At 72.9% G+C, this 19,845-nt stretch carries 17 protein-coding genes; 8 read left to right on the top strand and 9 right to left on the bottom strand.

What is annotated here, in order from left to right:
• The first annotated feature begins 187 nt into the window (after positions 1–187).
• Both D6689_02835 and D6689_02830 read left to right on the top strand, forming a co-directional pair.
• Positions 188–436, top strand: coding sequence for a hypothetical protein (locus tag D6689_02835; protein ID RMH44297.1), 249 nt, complete (start codon positions 188–190; stop codon positions 434–436).
• A 45-nt stretch (positions 437–481) separates the two neighbouring features.
• Complete coding sequence (locus D6689_02830) at positions 482–1,291, top strand: HAD-IIB family hydrolase (protein RMH44296.1); 810 nt, start codon at positions 482–484, stop codon at positions 1,289–1,291.
• Here the strand turns inward: D6689_02830 and D6689_02825 are convergent.
• On the bottom strand, positions 1,261–2,403 hold the full coding sequence (locus D6689_02825) for a response regulator (protein RMH44295.1): 1,143 nt from the start codon (positions 2,401–2,403) through the stop codon (positions 1,261–1,263). The genes D6689_02830 and D6689_02825 overlap by 31 nt on opposite strands.
• A 155-nt stretch (positions 2,404–2,558) precedes the next feature.
• On the opposite strand from D6689_02825, the gene xdhC reads away from it, so the two are divergent.
• The 3 genes from xdhC to D6689_02810 are packed head-to-tail and all read left to right on the top strand — an operon-like array spanning position 2,559 to position 5,079.
• Complete coding sequence (xdhC, locus tag D6689_02820; protein ID RMH44294.1) at positions 2,559–3,485, top strand: xanthine dehydrogenase accessory protein XdhC; 927 nt, start codon at positions 2,559–2,561, stop codon at positions 3,483–3,485.
• On the top strand, positions 3,380–4,060 hold the full coding sequence (locus D6689_02815) for a nucleotidyltransferase family protein (GenBank protein RMH44293.1): 681 nt from the start codon (positions 3,380–3,382) through the stop codon (positions 4,058–4,060). Before xdhC ends, D6689_02815 begins: the two co-directional genes overlap by 106 nt.
• Positions 4,057–5,079, top strand: a complete 1,023-nt coding sequence (locus D6689_02810) for a hypothetical protein (protein RMH44292.1) — start codon at positions 4,057–4,059, stop codon at positions 5,077–5,079. Before D6689_02815 ends, D6689_02810 begins: the two co-directional genes overlap by 4 nt.
• 24 nt (positions 5,080–5,103) lie before the next feature.
• Here D6689_02810 and D6689_02805 read toward each other — a convergent pair whose 3' ends face one another.
• The 3 genes from D6689_02805 to D6689_02795 all read right to left on the bottom strand — a co-directional run bounded on the left by D6689_02805 (position 5,104) and on the right by D6689_02795 (position 9,490).
• On the bottom strand, positions 5,104–6,768 hold the full coding sequence (locus D6689_02805) for a DUF4114 domain-containing protein (protein ID RMH44291.1): 1,665 nt from the start codon (positions 6,766–6,768) through the stop codon (positions 5,104–5,106).
• 111 nt (positions 6,769–6,879) lie between these two features.
• Positions 6,880–7,830 carry a hypothetical protein gene (locus D6689_02800; GenBank protein RMH44290.1) on the bottom strand — a complete coding sequence of 317 codons (951 nt, stop codon included), beginning with the start codon at positions 7,828–7,830 and terminating at the stop codon, positions 6,880–6,882.
• Entirely contained in the window at positions 7,796–9,490 is a 1,695-nt protein-coding gene (locus D6689_02795; GenBank protein RMH44289.1) for a serine/threonine protein kinase, read from the bottom strand. Before D6689_02795 ends, D6689_02800 begins: the two co-directional genes overlap by 35 nt.
• A 48-nt stretch (positions 9,491–9,538) precedes the next feature.
• Between D6689_02795 and D6689_02790 the strand changes: the two genes are divergently transcribed.
• A complete protein-coding gene (locus D6689_02790) occupies positions 9,539–10,651 on the top strand; it encodes a hypothetical protein (GenBank protein ID RMH44288.1) in 1,113 nt (370 codons plus the stop codon).
• Between the two features lie 41 nt (positions 10,652–10,692).
• Here the strand turns inward: D6689_02790 and D6689_02785 are convergent, their stop codons facing one another.
• The 3 genes from D6689_02785 to D6689_02775 all read right to left on the bottom strand — a co-directional run bounded on the left by D6689_02785 (position 10,693) and on the right by D6689_02775 (position 13,420).
• Positions 10,693–11,394: a hypothetical protein gene (locus tag D6689_02785; GenBank protein ID RMH44287.1), complete on the bottom strand. Its 702-nt coding sequence runs from the start codon at positions 11,392–11,394 to the stop codon at positions 10,693–10,695.
• 15 nt (positions 11,395–11,409) lie between these two features.
• Entirely contained in the window at positions 11,410–12,306 is an 897-nt protein-coding gene (locus D6689_02780; protein ID RMH44286.1) for a hypothetical protein, read from the bottom strand.
• Between the two features lie 190 nt (positions 12,307–12,496).
• The gene (locus D6689_02775) at positions 12,497–13,420 is read right to left on the bottom strand and encodes a hypothetical protein (GenBank protein RMH44285.1); all 924 of its coding nucleotides are present in this window, start codon (positions 13,418–13,420) and stop codon (positions 12,497–12,499) included.
• 287 nt (positions 13,421–13,707) lie between these two features.
• Here D6689_02775 and D6689_02770 point away from each other — a divergent pair, with 287 nt between their 5' ends.
• Entirely contained in the window at positions 13,708–15,834 is a 2,127-nt protein-coding gene (locus D6689_02770) for a VWA domain-containing protein (GenBank protein ID RMH44284.1), read from the top strand.
• 88 nt (positions 15,835–15,922) lie between these two features.
• Here the strand turns inward: D6689_02770 and D6689_02765 are convergent, their stop codons facing one another.
• Positions 15,923–18,034: a M13 family peptidase gene (locus D6689_02765; protein ID RMH44283.1), complete on the bottom strand. Its 2,112-nt coding sequence runs from the start codon at positions 18,032–18,034 to the stop codon at positions 15,923–15,925.
• Between the two features lie 145 nt (positions 18,035–18,179).
• Between D6689_02765 and D6689_02760 the strand changes: the two genes are divergently transcribed.
• The gene (locus D6689_02760; protein ID RMH44282.1) at positions 18,180–18,764 is read left to right on the top strand and encodes a hypothetical protein; all 585 of its coding nucleotides are present in this window, start codon (positions 18,180–18,182) and stop codon (positions 18,762–18,764) included.
• Positions 18,765–18,776: 12 nt separating this feature from the next.
• On the opposite strand, the gene D6689_02755 is transcribed toward D6689_02760, so the two are convergent.
• Positions 18,777–19,709: a hypothetical protein gene (locus D6689_02755; GenBank protein ID RMH44281.1), complete on the bottom strand. Its 933-nt coding sequence runs from the start codon at positions 19,707–19,709 to the stop codon at positions 18,777–18,779.
• Positions 19,710–19,845 lie beyond the last annotated feature (136 nt).

The following is a 19,845-nucleotide window of genomic DNA, read 5'->3' as shown; positions in this document are numbered from 1 at the left end:
CGGCGAGCGAGTGGCGGCGGCGACCGCGGCCGCGCGGCCTGTCCAGGTTTTGACGGGACGGCCGGCGGATCGTTGACACGCCGGAGCGTCCACTACCGGATTGCAACGAGTTGCGAAGGTCGGACCCTTCGGCACGGCCTTCGCAATCGGGACCGGCATCGCTCGCTGGCAGGACACAGGAGAACCCATGGAACCGTTTGTCGAGACCTGGAAGGCCATTGCGTTTGCGCTCGGGCGCTCGGAGAGGTGGTGCCGCTACATGGCGCGCCGAACCGACGACCCGCTGCCCGTGTTCAAGGTCGGCGGCATCGTCCGGCTCAACCAGCGCGATCTCGAGGCGTGGCTCGCCCGCGAGCGCGCCCGGTCGCTCGCGGGCCGCGCGGCGCCGCCCTCGCAGGCGCGCGCGGGCGGCGTCGCGCTGGCCGTGGTCCCGTGACGCCGCGGCCCGCGCGGTGCGGCCGCGGGCGTGGCATAAAGGGGCGTGCCGCCGGTATCCGCCGCCCCGCTCGCCCGCTACCGCCGCGTTCCACGCTGGCTGCTCACCGACCTCGACGGCACGCTCACGACCCGCGGCGCGCTGACCGCCGCGGCGGTCGCGGCGGTCGAACGGGTCGCGGCCTGCGGGGTGCGCGTCGCGGTCGTCACCGGGCGGCCGGCGGCGTGGGGCGACGCGCTCGCGCGGTTGTTGCCATTGCACGCGGTCGTCGCGGAAAACGGCGCGGTCACGTTCGCGCGGGCAGCCGGCGGCGACATCGTGCGGACGTGCGCAGTGCCCGACGACCGGCGCGATGCGGTGCGCGCGGCGCTGTTCGCCGCGGTGGAGGACGCGATCGCGCGGTGTGCTCCCGGCGCTCGGCTCGCGGCCGACCAGCGCTACCGGGAAATCGACGTCGCGGTCGATTGGAACGAGCAGGTCCATCTGGAGGTCGCGGCCGCCGATCGCCTCGCGGCGGCGCTGCGCGCGGCCGGGTTCGCCGCGTCACGGTCGTCCGTCCACGTCAACGTCGGTCCGGCGGGCATCGACAAGCTCACCGCGGCGCGCGCGCTCGTCGGCGGAATCGATCCGTCGGACGTGCTGTACGTCGGCGACGCGCTCAACGACGCGCCGATGTTCGGCGGCTTTCCGCACACGGTCGGCGTCGCGAACGTCGCTGACGTGTGGGGCCAACTAGAGCACCGGCCGCGCTACGTCACGGACGCGGCCGAGGGCGCCGGCTTCGTCGAGGTCGCCGACGCGATCGCTCGCAACGCGGCGGCGCGCTACGCATCGCGCCGCAGGAACGCGAAGTAGCGCTCCGGCACGTCGTCGAACTCGAGGTCGTCGCCGCATACGCGGCACGCCAGCACGGGCGGCACGATGCGGTTCTCCTCGACGAGCAGCGCGCCGCGCTCGAGCAGCCGCAGGTCGTCGCGGTCGCAGCGCTCGCAGCGATACGGCGCTTCGACCGACACGATGCGGCCGTCGCCAACCGCCATCGGCACCATCGCCGCCTGCGACGCGAACGCCAGCGAGCAGTGGCGGAACGAGTAGCGCTTGCCCTTGAGCTTGGCCAAGAAGTCGCACCACGCGCGGACGCCGGCCGAGCTGATGTAGCGCACCTCGCGCAGATAGAAGTCGATGTCGTCGACGTCGCGCAGCCGGCTCGACAGCGCCGAGAAGTCGGTGATTTCGGTGAAATCGCCGTACAGCGACACCGTCACGCTGCCGTCCGGGTTGTCCACGGCGTCGTACAGACACAGCCGTTCGAGCAACAGGCGGGTCTTCATCGGCAGCGCTGCGAACTCGAGTCCGGCCGCGGTCTTCGCCGGATCGCGGGCGTCGGGCCGCGCCCATTGGACGGTCGCGTCGATGTCCGGGTAGACGTTGCCGTCGTGCAGCAACCGGGCGACGACCTCCTGCCCGGAGGTGAGCGGGCCGTCGACCACGACGCCCGCGCCGCTGGCCGAGATGTTGTCGACGGTGCCGGACAGCGCCGTGTCGGTCCCTCGCACGCGGATTTCGAGGCCGACCCCCATGCGGCGGTCGCGCCGCACCGGCAGCCCGGCAATCTGCGCGATGTGGTGGTAGAAGTCGTCCGCGTGGATCGGCACGGCGAGCACGTCGTCGCAACCGGACGCGTCGAGCCGCTCGAGCGCGGCTCGCGAGATGACCGACGGCAGTACGATCATGACGTGGACCCGCTCGAGCGCCGGATCGTTTTTGATGCGGCGGCACAGGTCGTAGCCGCTGCCGCCGGCGAGCTCAGCGTCGACGATGGCGATGTCCGGCTTCGTCGCGGCCACGCGCGTGAGCGCCTCGTCGAAGTTGCTCGCCACCTCGTGCGACAACTCCATGCGCTGGAACGGCCCGGTCCCCAAGTGGCGGAACACCTCCACGTTGTTGGTCGTCACGATCTTGAGCATGGCCAGCCTCCGATGCCCGACGGCCCCCGACGGCCAGCGGACTGTAGGGCGAAACGGTGGATTCGACAACGCCAAAACGGGCGATTGCCGTGCGCCGGTCGGCCGCCGCGCCCGGCGCTCACCCCGCGCCGCGGTTTCGATTAGGCTAGGAAACGATGGACGTGTGGCGCGCCGCCCAACGGATGCTCGCGGCTGGCGAGGCGCCCGTGCTCGTGACGGTGATCGACGCGCGGGGGTCCACGCCGCGCCACGCGGGAGCGCACATGCTCGTGCGCGCCGACGGTTCGATCGCCGGGACGATCGGCGGCGGGCGGATCGAGAAAGACGCGATCGACGCGGCGATGCGGGTGCACGCCGGCGAGCCGGCGCAGCGGCTCACGCGCCACCTGGTTCGCGACCTCGCGATGTGCTGCGGCGGCTCGATGGACCTTTGGGTCGAGCCGGCCGCGGCGAGTCGCGATGCGCTGGTCGCGGTGGCGCGCGCGCTGGATGACCGGGTCCCGTGCGAACTCGTCACACCGCTGGATGGCGCGCCCAAGCGCGTGCGCGCGCCGACCGGCGTGCGCCGGCCGCGGGTCGACGGCGACGAATTCGTCGAGCCGGTGCGGCCGCCGGATCGCCTGGTGTTGTTCGGCGCCGGCCACGTCGCGCGCGCCATCGGGCCGCTCGCGCACGGCGTCGGTTTCGAGGTCGTCGTGTGCGACGACGGCGAGGTGGTCGACGTCCCGTCGCCGCCCGCGTGGGCGAGCGCGTGGGTGGACTCGTTCGATCCGGCGGACGTCGAGCGCGCCATCGGGCCGCTCGGCGACGGCGACTACGCGGTCATCGTCACCCGCGATCACGCGATCGACCAGCGCGTGCTCGAGAGGCTGATCGGCAACGACGCGCTCGCGTACATCGGCCTGATCGGCAGCCGCCGCAAGGTCGAGCGATTTCGCGCGCGGCTCGACGCCAAGGGGTTGGTCGACGACGCTCGATGGGCGCGCCTGCACGCGCCGGTCGGGCTCGCGATCGGCGCCGAGACGCCCGAGGAGATCGCGGTGGCGATCGTGGCCGAGCTGATCCGCGAGCGCCGGCGGTGACGATGGCCGCGGTCATACTCGCCGCGGGGGCGGGGCGCCGACTCGGCGGCGTGGCCAAGGCCCTGCTGCCGACGCCCGCGGGGGACACGTTCCTGGCCGCGATCGTCGCGTGCGCGCGCGCTGCCGGCGCGGGCGACATCGCGGTCGTCGCCGGCGAGCCGTTTTGCGACGCGGTGGCGCGAGAGGCGGAGCGCGCCGGCTGCGACGTCGTCGTCAACCCGCGGCCGGAGCGGGGAATGGCGTCGTCGGTCGCGTGCGGATTCGCGCACCTGCTGGGGGCGACGTCCGCATCCGCCGCGTTGCTGTGGCCGGTGGACTGCCCGCTCGTCCGGCCGGACACCGTCGCACGACTGGCGGCGTCGACGCGACCGATCGCGGTGCCGGTCTACCGCGGTCGCGGCGGTCACCCGGCCCGGTTTCGCCGAGAGGTCTGGGCCGAACTGGTCGCGTGTGCCGAGGCCGAAGCTGGCGCGCGCTCGGTCGTGCGCGCCGATCCGGGGCGCGTCGACCGCGTGGCGGTGGACGACCCGGGCGTGCTGGCCGACGTGGATCGGCCGGAGGACGTGCCGCGATGACGGGGCGGTGCGGCGTTGCCATCGCGTGTGCCGCGGTCGTCGCGTGCGGCGGCGCCGAGGTGCCGGCCGGGGCGCATCGAGCGGCCGCCGGCGACAACGGCACGCCGGCGCCGGACGACGCCGCGTTGTTGCGCGACCTCGAAGCGACGGTGCTCGAGGGCTACAGCCAGCTCACGCTCGGCAACATCGAGGCGTACGCCGACCACGTCGCCGAGGATGTGCCGATCGTGTTTTTCGGTCTCGGCCCCCGCGATCGGTATATCGGCCCGAAGGCGGCCGCGCCGCTCGATGTGTTCCGCATCGATGTGTGTCGCGAGGTGCTGTCGAAAAACTTGTTTATGCACCTTTCTCGCGACCGCTCGGTCGCGTGGGTGTTCGACGACGTGAGCTGTCGTGCGCCCGACCCGTTCGAGGGACGGACTGCGTCGATACCGCTGCGGCTCACCGCCGTGTATCAGCGTTATCTCGACACGTGGACGCTCGTGGCGCAGCACGTGTCGTACGCCGTGCCTCCCGGCGAGATCGTGCGCTGGGCGGCGAACGGCCAGTTGCAGCGGCCGGCGCGCATTCGAACGGAAATCGCGCGGTCCGATGGCGTGCGGCGCCAGATCGCGAGCGCACTCGGCGGACTGCTCCGCGGCAGTCCTCGCTACGTGGCGCAAAAGCTGGCGCGCGACGAGACGTCGGTGGTCGTCGGCCCCGGACCGCTGCACGAGTTCTACGGCGCGGACGTGGCGGCCGCGCCGCCGGTGGCGCGCTGGTTCGGTGACGGCGCGAACGTTCGCCCGGATGGGATGTACGTCGGGCTTGCGCGCAGCGAGCGCGTCGCGTGGGTGGCGGTCAACCTGGCCGTGACCGCGCGCGCGGGCGACGCGCCGGTGGCGTTCGGGTTGCGCGGGCTGTACGTGTTCGAGCGCCGCGACGACACGCCGGGCGTGTGGCAGCAGGTGCAGGCGCACGTGTCGGTGCCGGTCACACGTGAGCTGCTGGCGCGCCGCGTGTTCGGCGCGGAGCCTTGACCGACTTGGCCGCGACGCCGGCCGTCAGCGACGGCGCCGCCGCAGGCCGAACAGCACGAGCAAGGCCGCGGCCGGCGGGTCGGGTGTGGCTTTCGCGCAGCCGCAACCGCCCGCGGGCGCGCCGCCGCCATCGCCGCCGCCGCCGCTGCCGCCGCCATCGCCGCCGCCGCCGCTGCCGCCGCCGCCGCCGCCGCTGTCGTCGCGGCAGGCACCGTCGATGCACGTCTGGCCGGCGGGACACACGGCGCCTTCGCAGGCGTCGACGCAGTTGCCGTCGTCGCACACGGTCCCGGGCGGGCAGCCGGCCGGGCACGACGGGTCGACGCACTCGCCGGTGTCGGCTGCGCACGCGAGGTCGCCGTCGCACAGGACGCCGTCGCACCGGGTGCAGTCGGGAAAGCAAATCCCCTCGCGACAGACCTCGCCGGCGGCGCACGTCACGCCCGCGCACGGGTCGACGCACGCGCCGAACCGGCACGTCGTGCCCGCCGGGCATTGAATGCCGTCGCACGGCGCGACGCAGTCGCCATCGCGGCACACCTCGTCGGCGGGGCAGGTCACGCCGGCGCACGCCGGATCGTGGCAGCGGCCCGTGGTCGCGTCGCACACGGTGCCCGGAGGGCAGTCGAACTCGTGGACGATCTCGCAGTTGGGCAGACAGCGGCCGTTGTCGCACACCTCGTCGGCGTTCGGACAGGTGGCGTCGTCGTCGACCGCGCCGTCGCAGTCGTTGTCGAGACCGTCGCATACCTCGACGCCAGGCGGGTAGAGCGCGCGGCAATCGAGCACTCCGCCGCTGCACTCGGTGACGCCGAACGCGCACACGCCTGGCTGGCCGGTGTCGCACGCGCGGCCACCGCCGGCGCACTCGACGCCCTGCACGCTCGTTACGAGGTCGGTAAAGTCGTTGTTGCTACCACCAAAAATATCTTCCCAGGCAAAGTAGAACTTGCGCGGGGTCACCCGGCTGTCGTAGACGAGCAGGTGGATGAACGAGTCCGCACCTGCGGCGTCCGGGTTGAACGCTCGCTCGGAGTAGTAGATGTAGCCTTCGCCGGCGCGCGCGCGAGCGACGGTCGCGCAGCAGTCGCCGTTCGCGCAGGCGCCGCCGGCCTCGGGGGTGACCAGGAAGAAGCCGATGTCGCCGCCGGCGTACGCCGGGTCGGCCCGCACGTCCAACACGACCTGCGTGCCCGGCGGATCGTCGCAGTCGAGCATGACGTGCAGGTCGTCGGGATCGGGGCGGTCGCCGGTCACGTTGTACCAGCCGAACGCGTCTCCAAAGATCGCCGTACCGCGCGACACGACCGTGAATGTGAGCGGGCAGGTAGGTTGGAACGTCTCGGGGGTGGTGGCGGCGTCGTCGCGAAAGTGCAGGCCGCTCATGTGCGACGGGATGCACGTGTTGTCGTTGAACTCGTGCCACAGGGTGGTCTCGCACGTCGCCGACACTCCGTCGGGGCACTGCCCGGGCGCCGGGCACGGCTCGCCGATGTTGCACACGCCCGGGACGTCGCACTCGCACGCGAACACGGCCGGCAGTCCCGTCGGCCGGCCGCCGTCGCAGCCCATGTCGGCCGGGATGATCGCGCCGTTCGGCTGCTCGAGAGCGTACGCGGGAGCGGCGATGGCGACCGCGGCGACGGCGATCGGGGGGATACGAGCCGGTCGCATCGACCGATACATCATTCAAGTTTGGTGCCGCCGCAACTCCGCCAAGGTGCCGGTAAACCAAAGTGACGACCTGTCGCGGCGTTGCCGATCGCAACGTCGACCTGGGCGGCCGCCGCCGCGGGCCGGTCAGAACCGACCGGAGACGGCGACGCCGATGCGACCATTTGCCGGCGCGGCCGTCACCGACACGGACGGCGTCGTCCGAGCCCCCTCGGGCCACAGCAACAACGCGGCGCCGGCGGCCGCGGCGACGCCGCCGGCGATGCCGAAGATCACCGCGCGGGCCTCGGCGCGCTGGCCGGCGTCGTACCGGGCCTGGAGATCGTCGGTCCACATCGCTCCGGTCACGCCTTCGAGGTCCCGTTCGATCTCCCGCGCGCGCAGGCCCTGATGGACGGCGACGCCGACCGCGAGCGCGCCGACGCCCGCGGCGATCCAACCCGCGGTGCGCAGCGCGCGAAAGCGGCTGGGCGGCGGGGCCGCTTGCGCGCGCCGCGCGGTTGCGGTCGGCGAACGCGGCGGGCGCGGTTCGGGTGAGCGTGTGTCCGCAGGCGGCGACGGGAAAGGTTGGGGCGCGCCGGCGCGGGAGCGGACCTCGGCCTCGAGTTCGCCGACCAAGGCGGCGACCTCGTCGCGGTACGGATCGTCGGGGTCGGCGACGGCGAGGAACTTCCGGTAGAACTCGAGAGCGCGCGAGAGGTCGCCCTCCCGGCGATAGGTCGAGCCGATGTTGACGAGCAGCAGCGGCTCGGGGTGGATCGCGTATGCGGCCTCGAACCGCTCGCGCGCCCCGGCGTAGTCGCCGCGCTCGAACCGCGCCGTTCCCTCCCGGTAGGCGGCCTCGTACTCCGCCGGCCGCGTCTGGGCGCGCGCCGGTGCGTACACCGCGACGGCGAGCACGCCGGCGACGACCGCCGCGCGCGCCGGCGGGCGCGGCGAAGCGGCGCGGCGACCGCGCGCGGTGAGCCTGTCGACGGGCATGCGGGCACACCGAGTATCGCCCGTCCCGGGGCGCCCGGGCAAAGTCCGCCGGGCGTCGCCGTCAGAACACCGGCTTTTCGAAGTCGGCGCGATCATCGGGCGACGCCTTGGGCGTTGCGCGCGGAGCAGCCGAGTCTGCGCGCGGTCGCCGTGGCGATTGGTGGCCGTTCATCGACCGCGACGCCCGCGGCTTGCGGCGGCCGTCGGTGTCGGTCCGGTCCCCGCCGCCGCGGGCGCGCGAGCGCGGCGCGCCGCGGTCGCGTTGGGCGCGCGGGAGTGCGCGCTCGCGCGAAGCCGGCGTCGCGTCCGCGCCGGCGGCGACGGTGGCGTCGGGCCGCGACTGACCGGTCGCTTTCGGGTCGGTGCGCTCCCGTGCCGCCGCGCGCTCGCGGTCCGCCGTGCGCTCCCGTGCCGCCGCGCGGCCGGCGGCGGTCGACGGCGCCGCTCCCATCGCGTCGGCCGCCGCCGCGCGCGAGATGTCGCCAGGGGCGGCCGGTGCCGGCTGCGGTCGGTCTCCGGCCGCGCCGCTCGCCGGCGCGGTACCGTCGCCGGCGCCCATGGCGGCCCAGCCGCGCCACGCGGCGACCGCAGCGGCGACGGCGCCGGCCGCGATGCGGCGATCCGGGCGCGTCGCGCGCCGGCGGCCGCCGTGTGGCGCCGCTGCCGCTTCGCTCCCCGCGGCTGCGGATGGGGCTGTCGCGCCCTGGCGGTCCGCATCCGGCTGCGCGCCGGCGTCGGCCAACTCCGCCTCGTCGCGTGCGGTCGCGACAGCGGTCGCCGGCTGCGCTTCGCCCTCGTCCATCGCGGGAATCGGTCCGGTCTCGTTCGGCGGCGGCAACGGCAGCAACGTGTCGCCGCGCGCGGGCAGCACGTCGGTCACCTCCGGGGTGAAGTCGGCCAGCGGGGCAGCGCGGCGCAGCGCCGCGAGCGCGCCGAGACGAGAGGCGACGTCTCGCAAGTCGTCGAATCGATCGATCGGGCGCTTGGCGAGACACCGCATGACGATGTGTTCGAGCGCGGCAGGGACGTTCGGCGCGCGCCGGCTCGGCGGAATCGGCTCGGCGAACATGTGGGCGCCGAGGATCTCGCGTTCGTCGGTGACGTCGAACGGCAGCGCACCCGTGATCATGCGGTAGAGCATGACGCCGAAGCTGTAGATGTCGGACTGGCGCGTGATCGGTCGGCCGCCGGCCTGCTCGGGCGACATATAGGCCGGTGTGCCGAGCAAGACTCCCGTCTGCGTCAGGTCCTCGTCGGTCGAGCCGTCGACTTGCTTGGCGAGGCCGAAGTCGAGCACCTTGGCGCGCTCGCCGATGTCGACCTCGGGGTCCGGTTCGATGAATACGTTGTCCGGCTTCAAGTCGCGGTGAACGACGCCGTGCTCGTGCGCGACGTGCAGCGCGCTCGCGATCTGGCGGGCGAACTCCAACGCGCTGTCCAGCGGCAGTGGACCGCGCTTGAGCCGGTGGCCGAGTCCCTCGCCGGTAAGGCGTTCCATCACCAGGTACGCGCGACCGTCGGGCGCGTGACCGAAGTCGTACACCTCGACGATGCTCGGGTGCTTGAGGCGCGACACTGCGCGCGCTTCGTTGACGAACCGAGCCTTCACGGTCTCGTTGCCGCTGTGCCGCCGGTCGAGGATCTTGATGGCAACGCGCCGGCCGAGTAGTTCGTGTTCCGCTTCCCACACGGTGCCCATGCCGCCCTTGCCGAGCGCTGCCACGATTCGGTAGGAGCCGAGCTGCGTACCGATCATCCTACGGGCACCCCACAGACCTCGCCTCACTATATCATCGAGGTTGCCGTGGAGACGCCGCCCACCGACACGCGCGCCGAGGCGTTTCGCTGTCCGACCTGTGACGCAGAGCTGACGTTCGACGCGGCATCGCAGGCGCTCCGGTGCGCGCACTGCGACGCGACGGTGGAGATCCAGGCGACAGACGGCGAGGGCGATCAGTCGATCGTCGAATACGACCTCGAAAGCGGCCTCGCCGTCGCCGAGCGGGGGCTGGGCGTCGACCGGCGCGCGGCGCGTTGCGGCGAGTGCGGTGCGGTCGTCACGTACGAGGGGACCGTGGCGGCGACGCGGTGCGACTTCTGCGGATCGGCCCAGGTGCTCGACCAGACCGCGAACCGCCGGGCCATCCGCCCCGAGTCACTCGTGCCTTTCCAGGTCGACCGCGACAGGGCGATCGGTGCGTTTGCGCGGTGGCTCGGGCGGCTGTGGTTCCGCCCGTCCGACCTCACGCGCCGCGCGTCGACCGTCGAGTTGATGGGCGTCTACGTGCCGTATTGGGCGTTCGATGCGCGGGTCCACTCGCAGTGGACCGCGCAGGCCGGCACCTATTATTGGGATACCGAGCGATACACGACGACGGATGCCGGCGGGCGGAGGGTGACCCGCACGCGCCGCGTTCGCAAGGTTCGGTGGCGGTGGACTCGCGGCGAGCGCACGGATCGCTATGACGACCTGCTGGTGTGCGGCTCGCGCGGGTTGCCCGAGGCGCTGGCGGACCGGCTCGAGCCGTTCGACACGCGCCAACTCGTACCGTATCGGGCCGAATACCTGGCCGGCTGGCGTGCGGAGGAGTACGCGGTGGACCTCAACGATGCGTGGGCCCTCGCCGTCTCTCGGATGGAGAGCAGCCAGCGCGCGCGCTGTGCCCGGGACGTGCCGGGCGACACGTATCGATTCTTGCGCGTGCGCAACGAATTTTTCGACGAGCGGTTCAAGCACGTGCTGCTGCCGGTCTGGGTGGCCGCGTACCGCTATCGCGACCGCGTGTACCGTTTCCTCGTCAACGGTCAGACGGGCGAGGTGGTCGGGGCGGCGCCGTGGAGCGCGTGGAAGATTTCCGGCGTCGTCGCGCTGGCGATCGCGGCGATCGCCGCCGTGTGGTGGTTCGCCATCCGATAGCCGCGACGCGCACGGTGCCCGGCGCCGGCCGGTGACCCGCGTCATCGCCAGTCGACCGCGGCATGCACGCGCAACAGTACAGTCGCCCCGTCGAACGGCCTGCCCGCGCGGTGGCGGACGCCGAGTTCGATCGCGCCCCAGCGAAACGCGCGGTAGCGAGCGCCCCAGTGCGCGATCCACTGCGCGGGTTCGCTGCGACCGAGCTCCGGCGCCCACGCTACATCGGCGATGAGCGTCGTGCGCGGGGCGCGCGGCGTCCGCCACACGACGCCGGCCAGCGGCCGCCAGCGATCACCGGCCCAGCGACCGATTCCGGCGTGCAGGTCGACGGCGCCGAGCGCGATGGTCGCGATCCCGAAAGCCTGGGCGACGGCGTCGCGCTGTCCGGCCAGCGATTTGCGCACGCCGATCGCGATCGCGGCGGGGATCGCGCTGGTGCGCGCACCGGGCCAGGCGAGCTTGAAGCCGGCCGTCGCGTGAAGCGCTCGCGGTTCGTCCGCGGCGGCGAGGCGATCGGACAGATCGATGTCGACCTCGGCGACGCCGCCGAGCCCGGCAGCGATCGCGACGGTACCGCCGCCGCGGTGCGACAGGCCCGCCGTCACGTGCAGTCGCCCGTCGCGCAAAGCGGGCGCAACCGGTACGTCGAACAGGCGTGGCGGCGATACCGGCTCCTGGGCAGCCGCGACCGCGCTGACCGCGGTGGCGACCGCGGCGGCGAGGACCGCGTGCGGGTGCAGCATGGGACGGCCGCGCGGTTAGCGTCGGCGCGCCAGCCACGCGCGCGCGCGGTCGGTGGCGATCGCCACCCGGCCGAAGATTTGCGCCTCGAGAAGGTTGACGTCGCGGACGTCGGGCAGGCGGACGCCCGACTCGAACTGCACGGCGCGCGTCGCGCGGTAGCGCACGCCCCATGCCAGCGACGGCGCGAGAACCACGTCGTCGCGCGCGTCGGTCAGATCGAATTGCGGCACCCAGTACAGGTCCACGCCGATCTGCGCGCGCGGCGCCGCCGCCACTTCCACGCCGCCGTAGCCGCGCAATTGCCGGCGAATCGGGCGTTCGTGGAGCGCGAACTCCGTGCCGTCGTCGCGGCGGACGCTCGCGTCCCAGACCACCGCGCCGGCGTGCACTGCGACGCGAGACCCGAGGTGTTTGGTCGCGGTGAGCTGAAGTGCGGCGACGCGCGTCGCGCGGCCGGCGATCTCGTGCTCGAACGACTTGCGAAACTCGATCGCGAGCGCCGGCTGATGCGGAAAGATCAGGTGTTCGCGCACGCCCATTTTGAACGCGGCGAGCACGTAGGGTTGCACGTGATTCGGTTCGCCTCCGTCGGTCGTGTGGCGGATGAGGTCGGTGGTGGCGAGGCCGAATTCGGCGACGTCACCGAGGCCGACGCGCGCGCCGATCGCGATGCCGCCCCCGGTATCCACGCCCGCGCGGGCATAGACGGCGCCGGCCGGCAACAGGCGCGCGGTGGGCGCGACGAACAGGTCGGGCGGTGCGGCCGGCGGTCGGTCGTCGGGCGCGCCCACCGGCGGGCCGGAGGCGGGCGCCGGCGGGCCGGAGGCGGGCGAGGCGGGCGCCGGCGGGCCGCGGCGGTCGGCGTCGTCTGCCGCAGAGGGCGCGTCGCGGTTCGCGGTTTGGGCCCGCACTTCGGAGGCGAGCGCGAGAGCAGCCGTCGACGCAACAACGATGGCGAGTACACGATTCATGGCGTTCTCCTTCGTGGGCCGGACACGCCGGCAAGCGGTGGTTGCGAAACGGGTTCGGCGCTGTGGAAGCGCATGCGCGGGCGACAGGGCGTCGCCGTTGCACCGCGTCGATGCCACAACGTGCGGCGCGTCATTCGTCGCGCCTCCGACTACAGAACAGACCGGCCGCGCGGCATACGAGCGCACCCCACGGCACGTGCAGCTCGCCGCCGACGCGGATGTCCCAATCGACGACGGCGCGCGCGCCGCGGGCTGCGGGGCCGTCGACCGCCGCGGACTCGATCCGATAGCCGAGGCTGGCGTCGATCGTCGCGGCGGGCACGATCCGCCAGCGAATGCCCGCGCGGGCGGTGGCGCCGACTCCGACGGCGGCTGCGCCGTTGTCGACGCGGAACGAGGGTACCGCGCCGAACTCGGCGATCCAGTCGGTACGGTCGTTCGCCGCCACCGCGATGCCGACGGCGGGCAGCCACAGCAGACGGCGTGCGTCGCCGGCGCCGTCGATCGCGGCGACTGCGGTGCTCACCCGCAGGCCGGCGTGCGCCGTCACGCGCGCGCGCCGACCGCCGAGCGCGATGCCGGCGACCGCATACAGGTCCGTGACGGTCTCGTCGATCGCGACGCCGTCGACTCGTTCGCGGCGCGGCAAGCCGAGCCGAAACGCGACGCCGAGCGCAGGAAGGTATCGGCGTTCGGGCAATGGCAGTTTGACCTGCACGCCGACGGCGGGCACCGGCGCGACGATGCGTCCGGCGCCGATCGCGGACGTGTGGCGGTATTCGAGCTGGGCGAGGTCTCCGACGCCGATCGCGACGACGCCCGCCGACGACAGGACGCCGGGCTGTCGCAACAAACTTCCGTCGTAGCTCACCGACGCCCGGTACGCGCCGACCACGTCGGCGACCGGCATCGCGAACAGCCGTGGCGACACGAACGGCCCTGCGAACGCCTGCGAAAGTGATGCGCCGGGGTCGCGCGCGGAGGGCGCGCGCTCGTCGGCTCGCGCCGCCGCCGGCGCGAGTGCAACGCACAGGATGGCAAGTCGCAGTGTCACGGGGACAGGTTCACGAGTAGCTCGCCGCGCGCGCTTGCAACACCCCGCGTGCCTGGGCTTGCCGTACTTGACCGGCGTGTGCGGACACCTGCCGCGCGGCCGGCGCCGATCGCCCGCCGCGACGCGACCGATCAGCGCGCCCGCGCGTCGGCGGCCGACCGGCCGCGACGCGCGGCCGCGGCCGTGGGCCGCCCCGGTGAGCCGACCGGCGGGGGAATGCCGGGCGGCGCGCGTTGCGCCCTGCGCGCTTTTGGGAACCGGTAGCGCGGTCGCGGTGTCGTAGGGGTATGCGGAGCAGCGGGTTGGCGCCGGCGCTGATCGCGTGCGCGCTCGTGCACTCGTCGCCGGCGGCCGCCGACGAGTTCTCGTCGCCGTACGGCGGCGAATTTCGGGAGGTGAGCCACCGCGTCGCGGTCGCCGTGCGCGACGGGTACGCGACGTTCCGCGTGCGCCGCGCGCTGCGCAACGTCGGCGGCACGAGCGACGAGTTGTGGCTCAGCGCGCGGTTGCCGATGGGCGGCGCCGTGACGGCTGTGCGCGCGCGCACGGCGCGCCGCTGGCGTGCGGCCCGGCTCGCGGATGCCGACGACGCGGTGTCACGGTTCGAGGCACTCGCCGACCTGGTGAGTGACGGCCGTCGCGGCCGAGACCTCCCCGTTCTCGTCGCGTGGGAGGCAGATGGGGTCGTGTCGGTGCGCGCGTCGCCGGTCGCCCGCCGCGCGACGGTCGAAGTCGAGTACGAGGTCGTCGCGCCGGTCTGTTGGGCGGCGGGCCGCGGGTGGCTGGCCTATCCGGTGCGAGCGCAGGCCGAGTTTGCCGATCCGACGATCACCGTGGATCCGGGCCCGGGCCGCCGCGCGACGGTCGGGGTCGGTGCCGCCGCCGCGGCGCCGTTTGTCGACGACGCGATCGGCGCGTGCGGCGCCGGCGTGGGAGACGGCGACCGCGACGTCGTCGCCATCGCCATCGACGGCCCGAGCGCGCACCCCGCGACCGTGCGCTACGCGGTCGCGCCGCTCGCGAGCGGTCGCGCGCTCGTCAGGATCGACGTCGATGCCGCCTCCGCGCTCGGGCGCGCACCGCGGCGGCCGTGGGTCGTATTCGTCGTCGATGGCAGTTACAGCGCCGACGACGACGGGCTCACTCGGCAGCTCGCGCTCGCACGGGGCTATTTGGCGCACGCGCCCGACGCGCGCGTCGAGGTCGTGGTGTTCCGCCGCGAGGCCGAGCGGCTGTTTGGCCGCTTCGTTGCCGCTTCATCGTTTGACGACGCCGTCGCGCGGGCGCCCGCGGGCCGCCGCGCGCTCGGCAACGGGTCGCGGCCCGACCGCGGCCTCGCCCTGGCCGCGAACCTGCTGTCGACGCAGCGGGGGCCGAAGCGCATCGTGCTCGTCACCGACGGACTCGCGCCGGACGCCTTCTCCGTCGACGCCGCGTTGGCGGCACTGGCGCCGTTGCCGGCCGATGCGGTCGTGCACGCGCTTCGCGTCGACCGGTGGGAGGACGAACCCCTGTCGGAAGGGCGCGACGACGACGGCCCGCTGGCGGCGATCGCGGCGGCGCACGGAGGCGTGCAACTCGCACTGGTTGGCATGCCGGGTGACGATCCCGCGACCACCGATGTCATGGCCGGCATCGTGCGGCCCGTACGGATCGACGACCTGCGCGTGGTCGCGAGCGATGGCACGCCGTTCGGCGATGTCGACGTGGCGGTCGATCAACTCGCCGAAGGCAGCGCGTCGCGCGACGTCGCCATCGTGGCGGCGGCGCCGCGCGCGATCCGCGTCGAGGGCAAGCTGTGGTCGCGGCGGTGGTCGACGACCGTGTCCCCTGACGTCGCGTTGAGCGCTGCGCTGCCGGCGCTCGGTTTCGGCTCGGACCTGCATTGGGATCTGGGGGACCGCGACGGCCGAGCGCTCGCACAGGTCGGCGGCGTCGTGAGCCCGCACACGTCCTATCTCGTCGACCCGGGTGCGCTCACGCCGCTGCCGCCGGACGTCGACGCCATGCTCCAAGCCGGCTACGGCGTCACGTGCCGTGCCGGTTGCACCGCGAGTGCGTCCGTGACGTGCAGCGGGACGCTCACCTCAATCGTACAAGGGCAGGCGGACGACGGCGTCGATCGCGCGGCGCTCATCGCCGACCGGCTCGCACCCGCCGTGGCGCGCTGCGCCGCGCTGGCCGGCGAAGACCGCGTGGACCGCGAACTCGTCGTCGAGACGACGGTCGACGAGATCGTGGGCGTCGACATCGACGGCGAGTCGGGCGACGGCGCCGGCGAGTGCCTGGTGGACGCCGCGTGGCAGGTCCGGTTGCCCGCGGCGTTCGTCGAGCCGCACGCGCGATGGGTCGTGCCAATCCACTACGCGGGGGCGGGCTGGCGTGCGTCGCCCGCCCCCGCGCGGCGTCCCTGACGCCTACGATCGAAATCGGTGCGATCGCCGCAACGGCAACGACCGCACGGCTCCGGCGGCTCCGGGCGCCGCCAGCGCGCACGAGCGGCTACCACACCTCGCACACGTTGTCCGGGTGGTACGGCGTGCCGGGCTTGCAGTCGAACGCCTCGGCGAACTCCGGCAGGTTGGACAGCGCGCCGCGCACGCGGAACTCCGGGGGCGAGTGCGGGTCGATCTGAACGAGCATCCGGGCGATCTCGTCGGTGGACTTGCTGCACCACGTCTGGCCGACGGCGAGGAAGAACTGCTGATCTTCGGTGAAGCCGCCGGCGACGACCGGCTCGGCATCCTTGCGAAGCGCCTTGTACGCGCGGTACGCGAGCTTCACGCCGCCGAGGTCGGCGATGTTCTCGCCGAGGGTGAGCTGGCCGTTGATGTGTACGCCGGGCAACACCTCGAATGCGTTGTACTGGTCGACCAGGCACTGCTTCTTGTCGTCGAAGTTCTTCGCGACCGCGTCCGACCACCAGTTGCGCATGGCGCCGTCGGCGTCGAACAGGGCACCGTTGTCGTCGAAGCCGTGCGTCAACTCGTGGCCGACCACCATGCCGAGCGCGCCGAGGTTGACGGCGATCGTGGCGTCGGGGTTGAAGAACGGCGGCTGCAGGATGCCGGCGGGGAACGTCATCGTGTTGCGCAGCGGGTGGTAGCTCGCGTTGACCATCGCGGCGCTCCAGTTCCACTCGCGCCGGTCGACAGGCTTTTTCGTCTTCTCCCACTGCATCTGGTTGTCGTAGCGACTCGCGGCGAGCCAGTTTTCCGTGTAGGTCTTCGGGTCGAGGGAAAACGGGTAGGTCTTCCACTCGTCCGGGTAGCCGATGAGGAAGGCCATCTTGTCGCGCTTGGCGGCGGCCCCCGCTCGGGTCTGCTCGTCCATCCAGTCGTAGCCCGGCAATTCGGCGGCGAACGCATCACTGATGGCGCGGATCATCATCGTCACCGCCTGCTTGGATTGCGGACTGAACCGCTGCTCGACGTACTTGCGCCCGGTGTACTCGCGCAGCGCCGCGTCGGTCGCGCGCACGCACCGTTTCCACCGCGGCTGCTGTTCCTTCTGGCCGGTGAGCGCCTGCCGCATCGCGAATTGCTCGTCGACGAACGCCTTGGGTAGGGTCGGCGCGGCGGTGCGCACGATCACCCACTGCAAGTAGTCGCTCCATTGGCGCGGGGTTGCGCGTTTGATCAGACCGTTTAGCCCCTCGAAGAACTCGATCGACGTGACGGCGAGGTCGGTCAGCTCGGGGACGCCCTGGGCCGCGAAGTAGGCGTCCCAGTCGATGTTCTTGACGACCTTCGCGAGGCCGCTGCGATCGATCTTGTTGTACAGCTTTGGAATGTCGCGCATCTCGACGCGCGTCTTGGACACCTTGGCAAGCTCCGTTTCGATCTTCATGACACTGGCGGCCGCCCGCTTTGCGTCTGCCTCCGACATGCCGGCGAGCGCCATCATGCGGGCGACGTGCCCGGCGTAGAACTCGCGCTGTTTGGCGAACTGGTCGGCGAGGTAGTAGTCGCGATCCGGCAGGCCGAGGCCGCCCTGGTACAGAAACGGCGTGATCTTGTCCGGGTGCTTGAAATCCTGGTCGATGTCGGGCGAAAACGCGGGGTAGATGCCGTAGCGGTGCAGTTCGGTGATCACGGCGCCGATCTGTTTCCACTTTTTGATCGCGCGCGCCTTGGCCAGCAGCGGCTCGATGCCGGCGATGCCGTGTTGCTCGATCGCGGCCTCGTCCATGCACGCGCCGTAGTACGCGCCGATTGCCGCGGTGATCGGGTCGTCGCCCGGGTCCGCGGCCGCGCGCTCGAACACGTCCTTGAGCAACAGCTCGTTGCGCTTTTGAATTTCGCTGAAGCTGCGGCTCCACCGCGGCTGGTCGGCGGGCAATTCGGTCTGGTCGATCCACCCGCCACAGGCGTAGCGGTAGAAGTCGACGCACGGGTCGGCCGACGGATCCATGGCGGCGGTCGACAGGCCGACGTCCTCGAGCGCGACGCTGCGGCCGGTCGCCGGCGCGGTCTCGCCGGGCGTATCCGCGTTGGCCGCGGCGTTCGCGCCCGCGCTCGCGCTGGCTGGCGCGGCGGGCGGCGTCGCCGAGCCACACGACCAGGAGGCGGGCAGCGCGGACAAACAGGTGACCAGAAGCGTTCGATTGAGCATCACGTCCCTCCGGGGCAAGCGCGCGGAGACTAGCACGGTCGGCCGACCTTGTCGCTGCGGCCGCGTTCGGCCGACGGTTTGACGCGGTGCGGTGCCATCGCCGCTGGCCGTCACGGGGACGCGCTACAGTGAGGGAACCCGCCGCATGCGACCGCAACCGCATTTCGCGCCGCCGATGGCGCTGCCGCGCGCCGGCGACGACCGCACCGCGGTCACCCTCGACGTCCCGGGGTACCGCCAGGTTCGCAACTACACGTGCGGCTACGCGGCCGCGCTCATGATCGTGCGGCACCTCGGCGTGGACATCGCCGGCGCGGAGCTGTTTCGACGGCTCGGCACCGCGCGCGACGGCACGCGGCAGACGGCCCTGGTGCGCGCGCTGCGCGCGGCCGGGGTGCGCGCGGGCGTCCGCTACGACCTCGACTTCGACCGGCTACGTGGCGCGATCGACCGCGGTTGTCCGGTGATCGGCTACGACCACCCGGCCGACCATTGGGTGGTGCTCTACGGCTACGGCGTCGCGCCCGACCGCGTGTTCGTCGCCGACCCGCGGGGCGACGTGCCGGCCGTGCGCGCCTGGCGCGACGCCGCGACGGTCCTGCGCGGCTTCGGCATCGTGTGTTCGCGCCGGGAGCCGCCCGCCGCGCTCGCCGGTGAGGAGCCGCCCGCCGGCGAGGAGCCGCCCGTCGCGCGGGCGGACGCGCGCGGCCAGCTGCTGCTGCCGTGGTAGCGGCCGCTGCGGTCATCCGGCGCGCGCCGCGGCGCGCGCCGCGCGAGAGCGCGCGGCGCCGGGCAGCACGCTGATGGCAACGCCCGCGAGCACGATCGCCGCGCCGGCGTAGGCGCGCACGCCGGTCGGCGCCGACCGCTCCCACACCGCGTCCACCGCGAGGGCGATGAGTGGTTGTATGAACACTAAAGTGGACACGGTCATCAGGCTCGCGCGCTTGAGCAGCGCGAAGTACGACGCGAACACGACGACGGAGCCGACGACGCCGAGATACACCAGCGCGACGGTCGCGCTCGCGGCCGGCGCGGCCGGGATGCCGCGGTCATCGAGCGCGGCGGACGCGAGCCACAGCACGGCGGCGGTGATCGCGACAAACACGCCGGTCGCCGCGAGCGGATGCTGGCCCGCGGTATGGCGCTTCATGATGACGCTGTAGCCGGCCGACAGGACGACCGCCCCGAGCGCGAGCGCCACGGCGGCGGCCCGGTCGGCGGACAGGTCGAGTTGGTCGTAGAACACCACGGCGATCCCGGCAGCGCTCACCGCCGCGCCGACCAGCGACGCGCGCGCGATCCGCTCGGTCCGCGTGATCCCCGCGAGCGCGGCGGTGACGAGTGGGAACGTCCCGAACAGCACGGCCACCAGCCCGCCGGGCAGCGCGCCTTCTGCCGTATAGACGAGCGCGTAACTGCCGCCGTTGCACAGGCCGGCCGCGACCATCCACGCCACGTCGCGGCGCCTGCGCGGCCCGGGGCGTGCGACGCCGGCCAGCCACAGCCCGCCGAGGATGACCGACGCGAGCGAAAAGCGCAGCGCCGCCGCGGCGTACGGAGGGTATCCGCCGGGGGCGATGCACACGCGGATCGCAAACCAGGTCGTCCCCCACACGGCCGCGCAGATCGCGTAGGTAATCGCGGTCATCGCCCCCAGGTGGCCGTTGCGCACAGCCGCGGGCCGCGGCCGCGAACTGCGGGCGAGATTCGGCGCAGGTCCTCGCGCCCATCGGTGCCGTATGTGGATCCGCGCCCGCGTGCCCTGCGGGCGCGCGCCGAACCCGGCATCGCATCTCGTGCGCTCGCTG

It is taken from the genome of Deltaproteobacteria bacterium (assembly GCA_003696105.1).
GTDB lineage: Bacteria > Myxococcota_A > Polyangia > Haliangiales > J016 > J016.
Note: the sequence above shows the minus strand (reverse complement) of the source record. Positions and strands in the feature narration are given on the sequence as shown.

Excerpts from the sequence above, each read along its gene's own strand:
- D6689_02835 (RMH44297.1), top strand. The coding sequence starts at position 188 with ATGGAACCGTTTGTCGAGACCTGGAAGGCCATTGCGTTTGCGCTCGGG.
- D6689_02825 (RMH44295.1), bottom strand. The coding sequence starts at position 2,403 with ATGCTCAAGATCGTGACGACCAACAACGTGGAGGTGTTCCGCCACTTG.
- xdhC (RMH44294.1), top strand. The coding sequence starts at position 2,559 with ATGGACGTGTGGCGCGCCGCCCAACGGATGCTCGCGGCTGGCGAGGCG.
- D6689_02815 (RMH44293.1), top strand. The coding sequence starts at position 3,380 with ATGGGCGCGCCTGCACGCGCCGGTCGGGCTCGCGATCGGCGCCGAGAC.
- D6689_02810 (RMH44292.1), top strand. The coding sequence starts at position 4,057 with ATGACGGGGCGGTGCGGCGTTGCCATCGCGTGTGCCGCGGTCGTCGCG.
- D6689_02805 (RMH44291.1), bottom strand. The coding sequence starts at position 6,768 with ATGATGTATCGGTCGATGCGACCGGCTCGTATCCCCCCGATCGCCGTC.
- D6689_02800 (RMH44290.1), bottom strand. The coding sequence starts at position 7,830 with ATGATCGCGCCGACTTCGAAAAGCCGGTGTTCTGACGGCGACGCCCGG.
- D6689_02795 (RMH44289.1), bottom strand. The coding sequence starts at position 9,490 with ATGATCGGTACGCAGCTCGGCTCCTACCGAATCGTGGCAGCGCTCGGC.
- D6689_02785 (RMH44287.1), bottom strand. The coding sequence starts at position 11,394 with ATGCTGCACCCGCACGCGGTCCTCGCCGCCGCGGTCGCCACCGCGGTC.
- D6689_02770 (RMH44284.1), top strand. The coding sequence starts at position 13,708 with ATGCGGAGCAGCGGGTTGGCGCCGGCGCTGATCGCGTGCGCGCTCGTG.
- D6689_02765 (RMH44283.1), bottom strand. The coding sequence starts at position 18,034 with ATGCTCAATCGAACGCTTCTGGTCACCTGTTTGTCCGCGCTGCCCGCC.
- D6689_02760 (RMH44282.1), top strand. The coding sequence starts at position 18,180 with ATGCGACCGCAACCGCATTTCGCGCCGCCGATGGCGCTGCCGCGCGCC.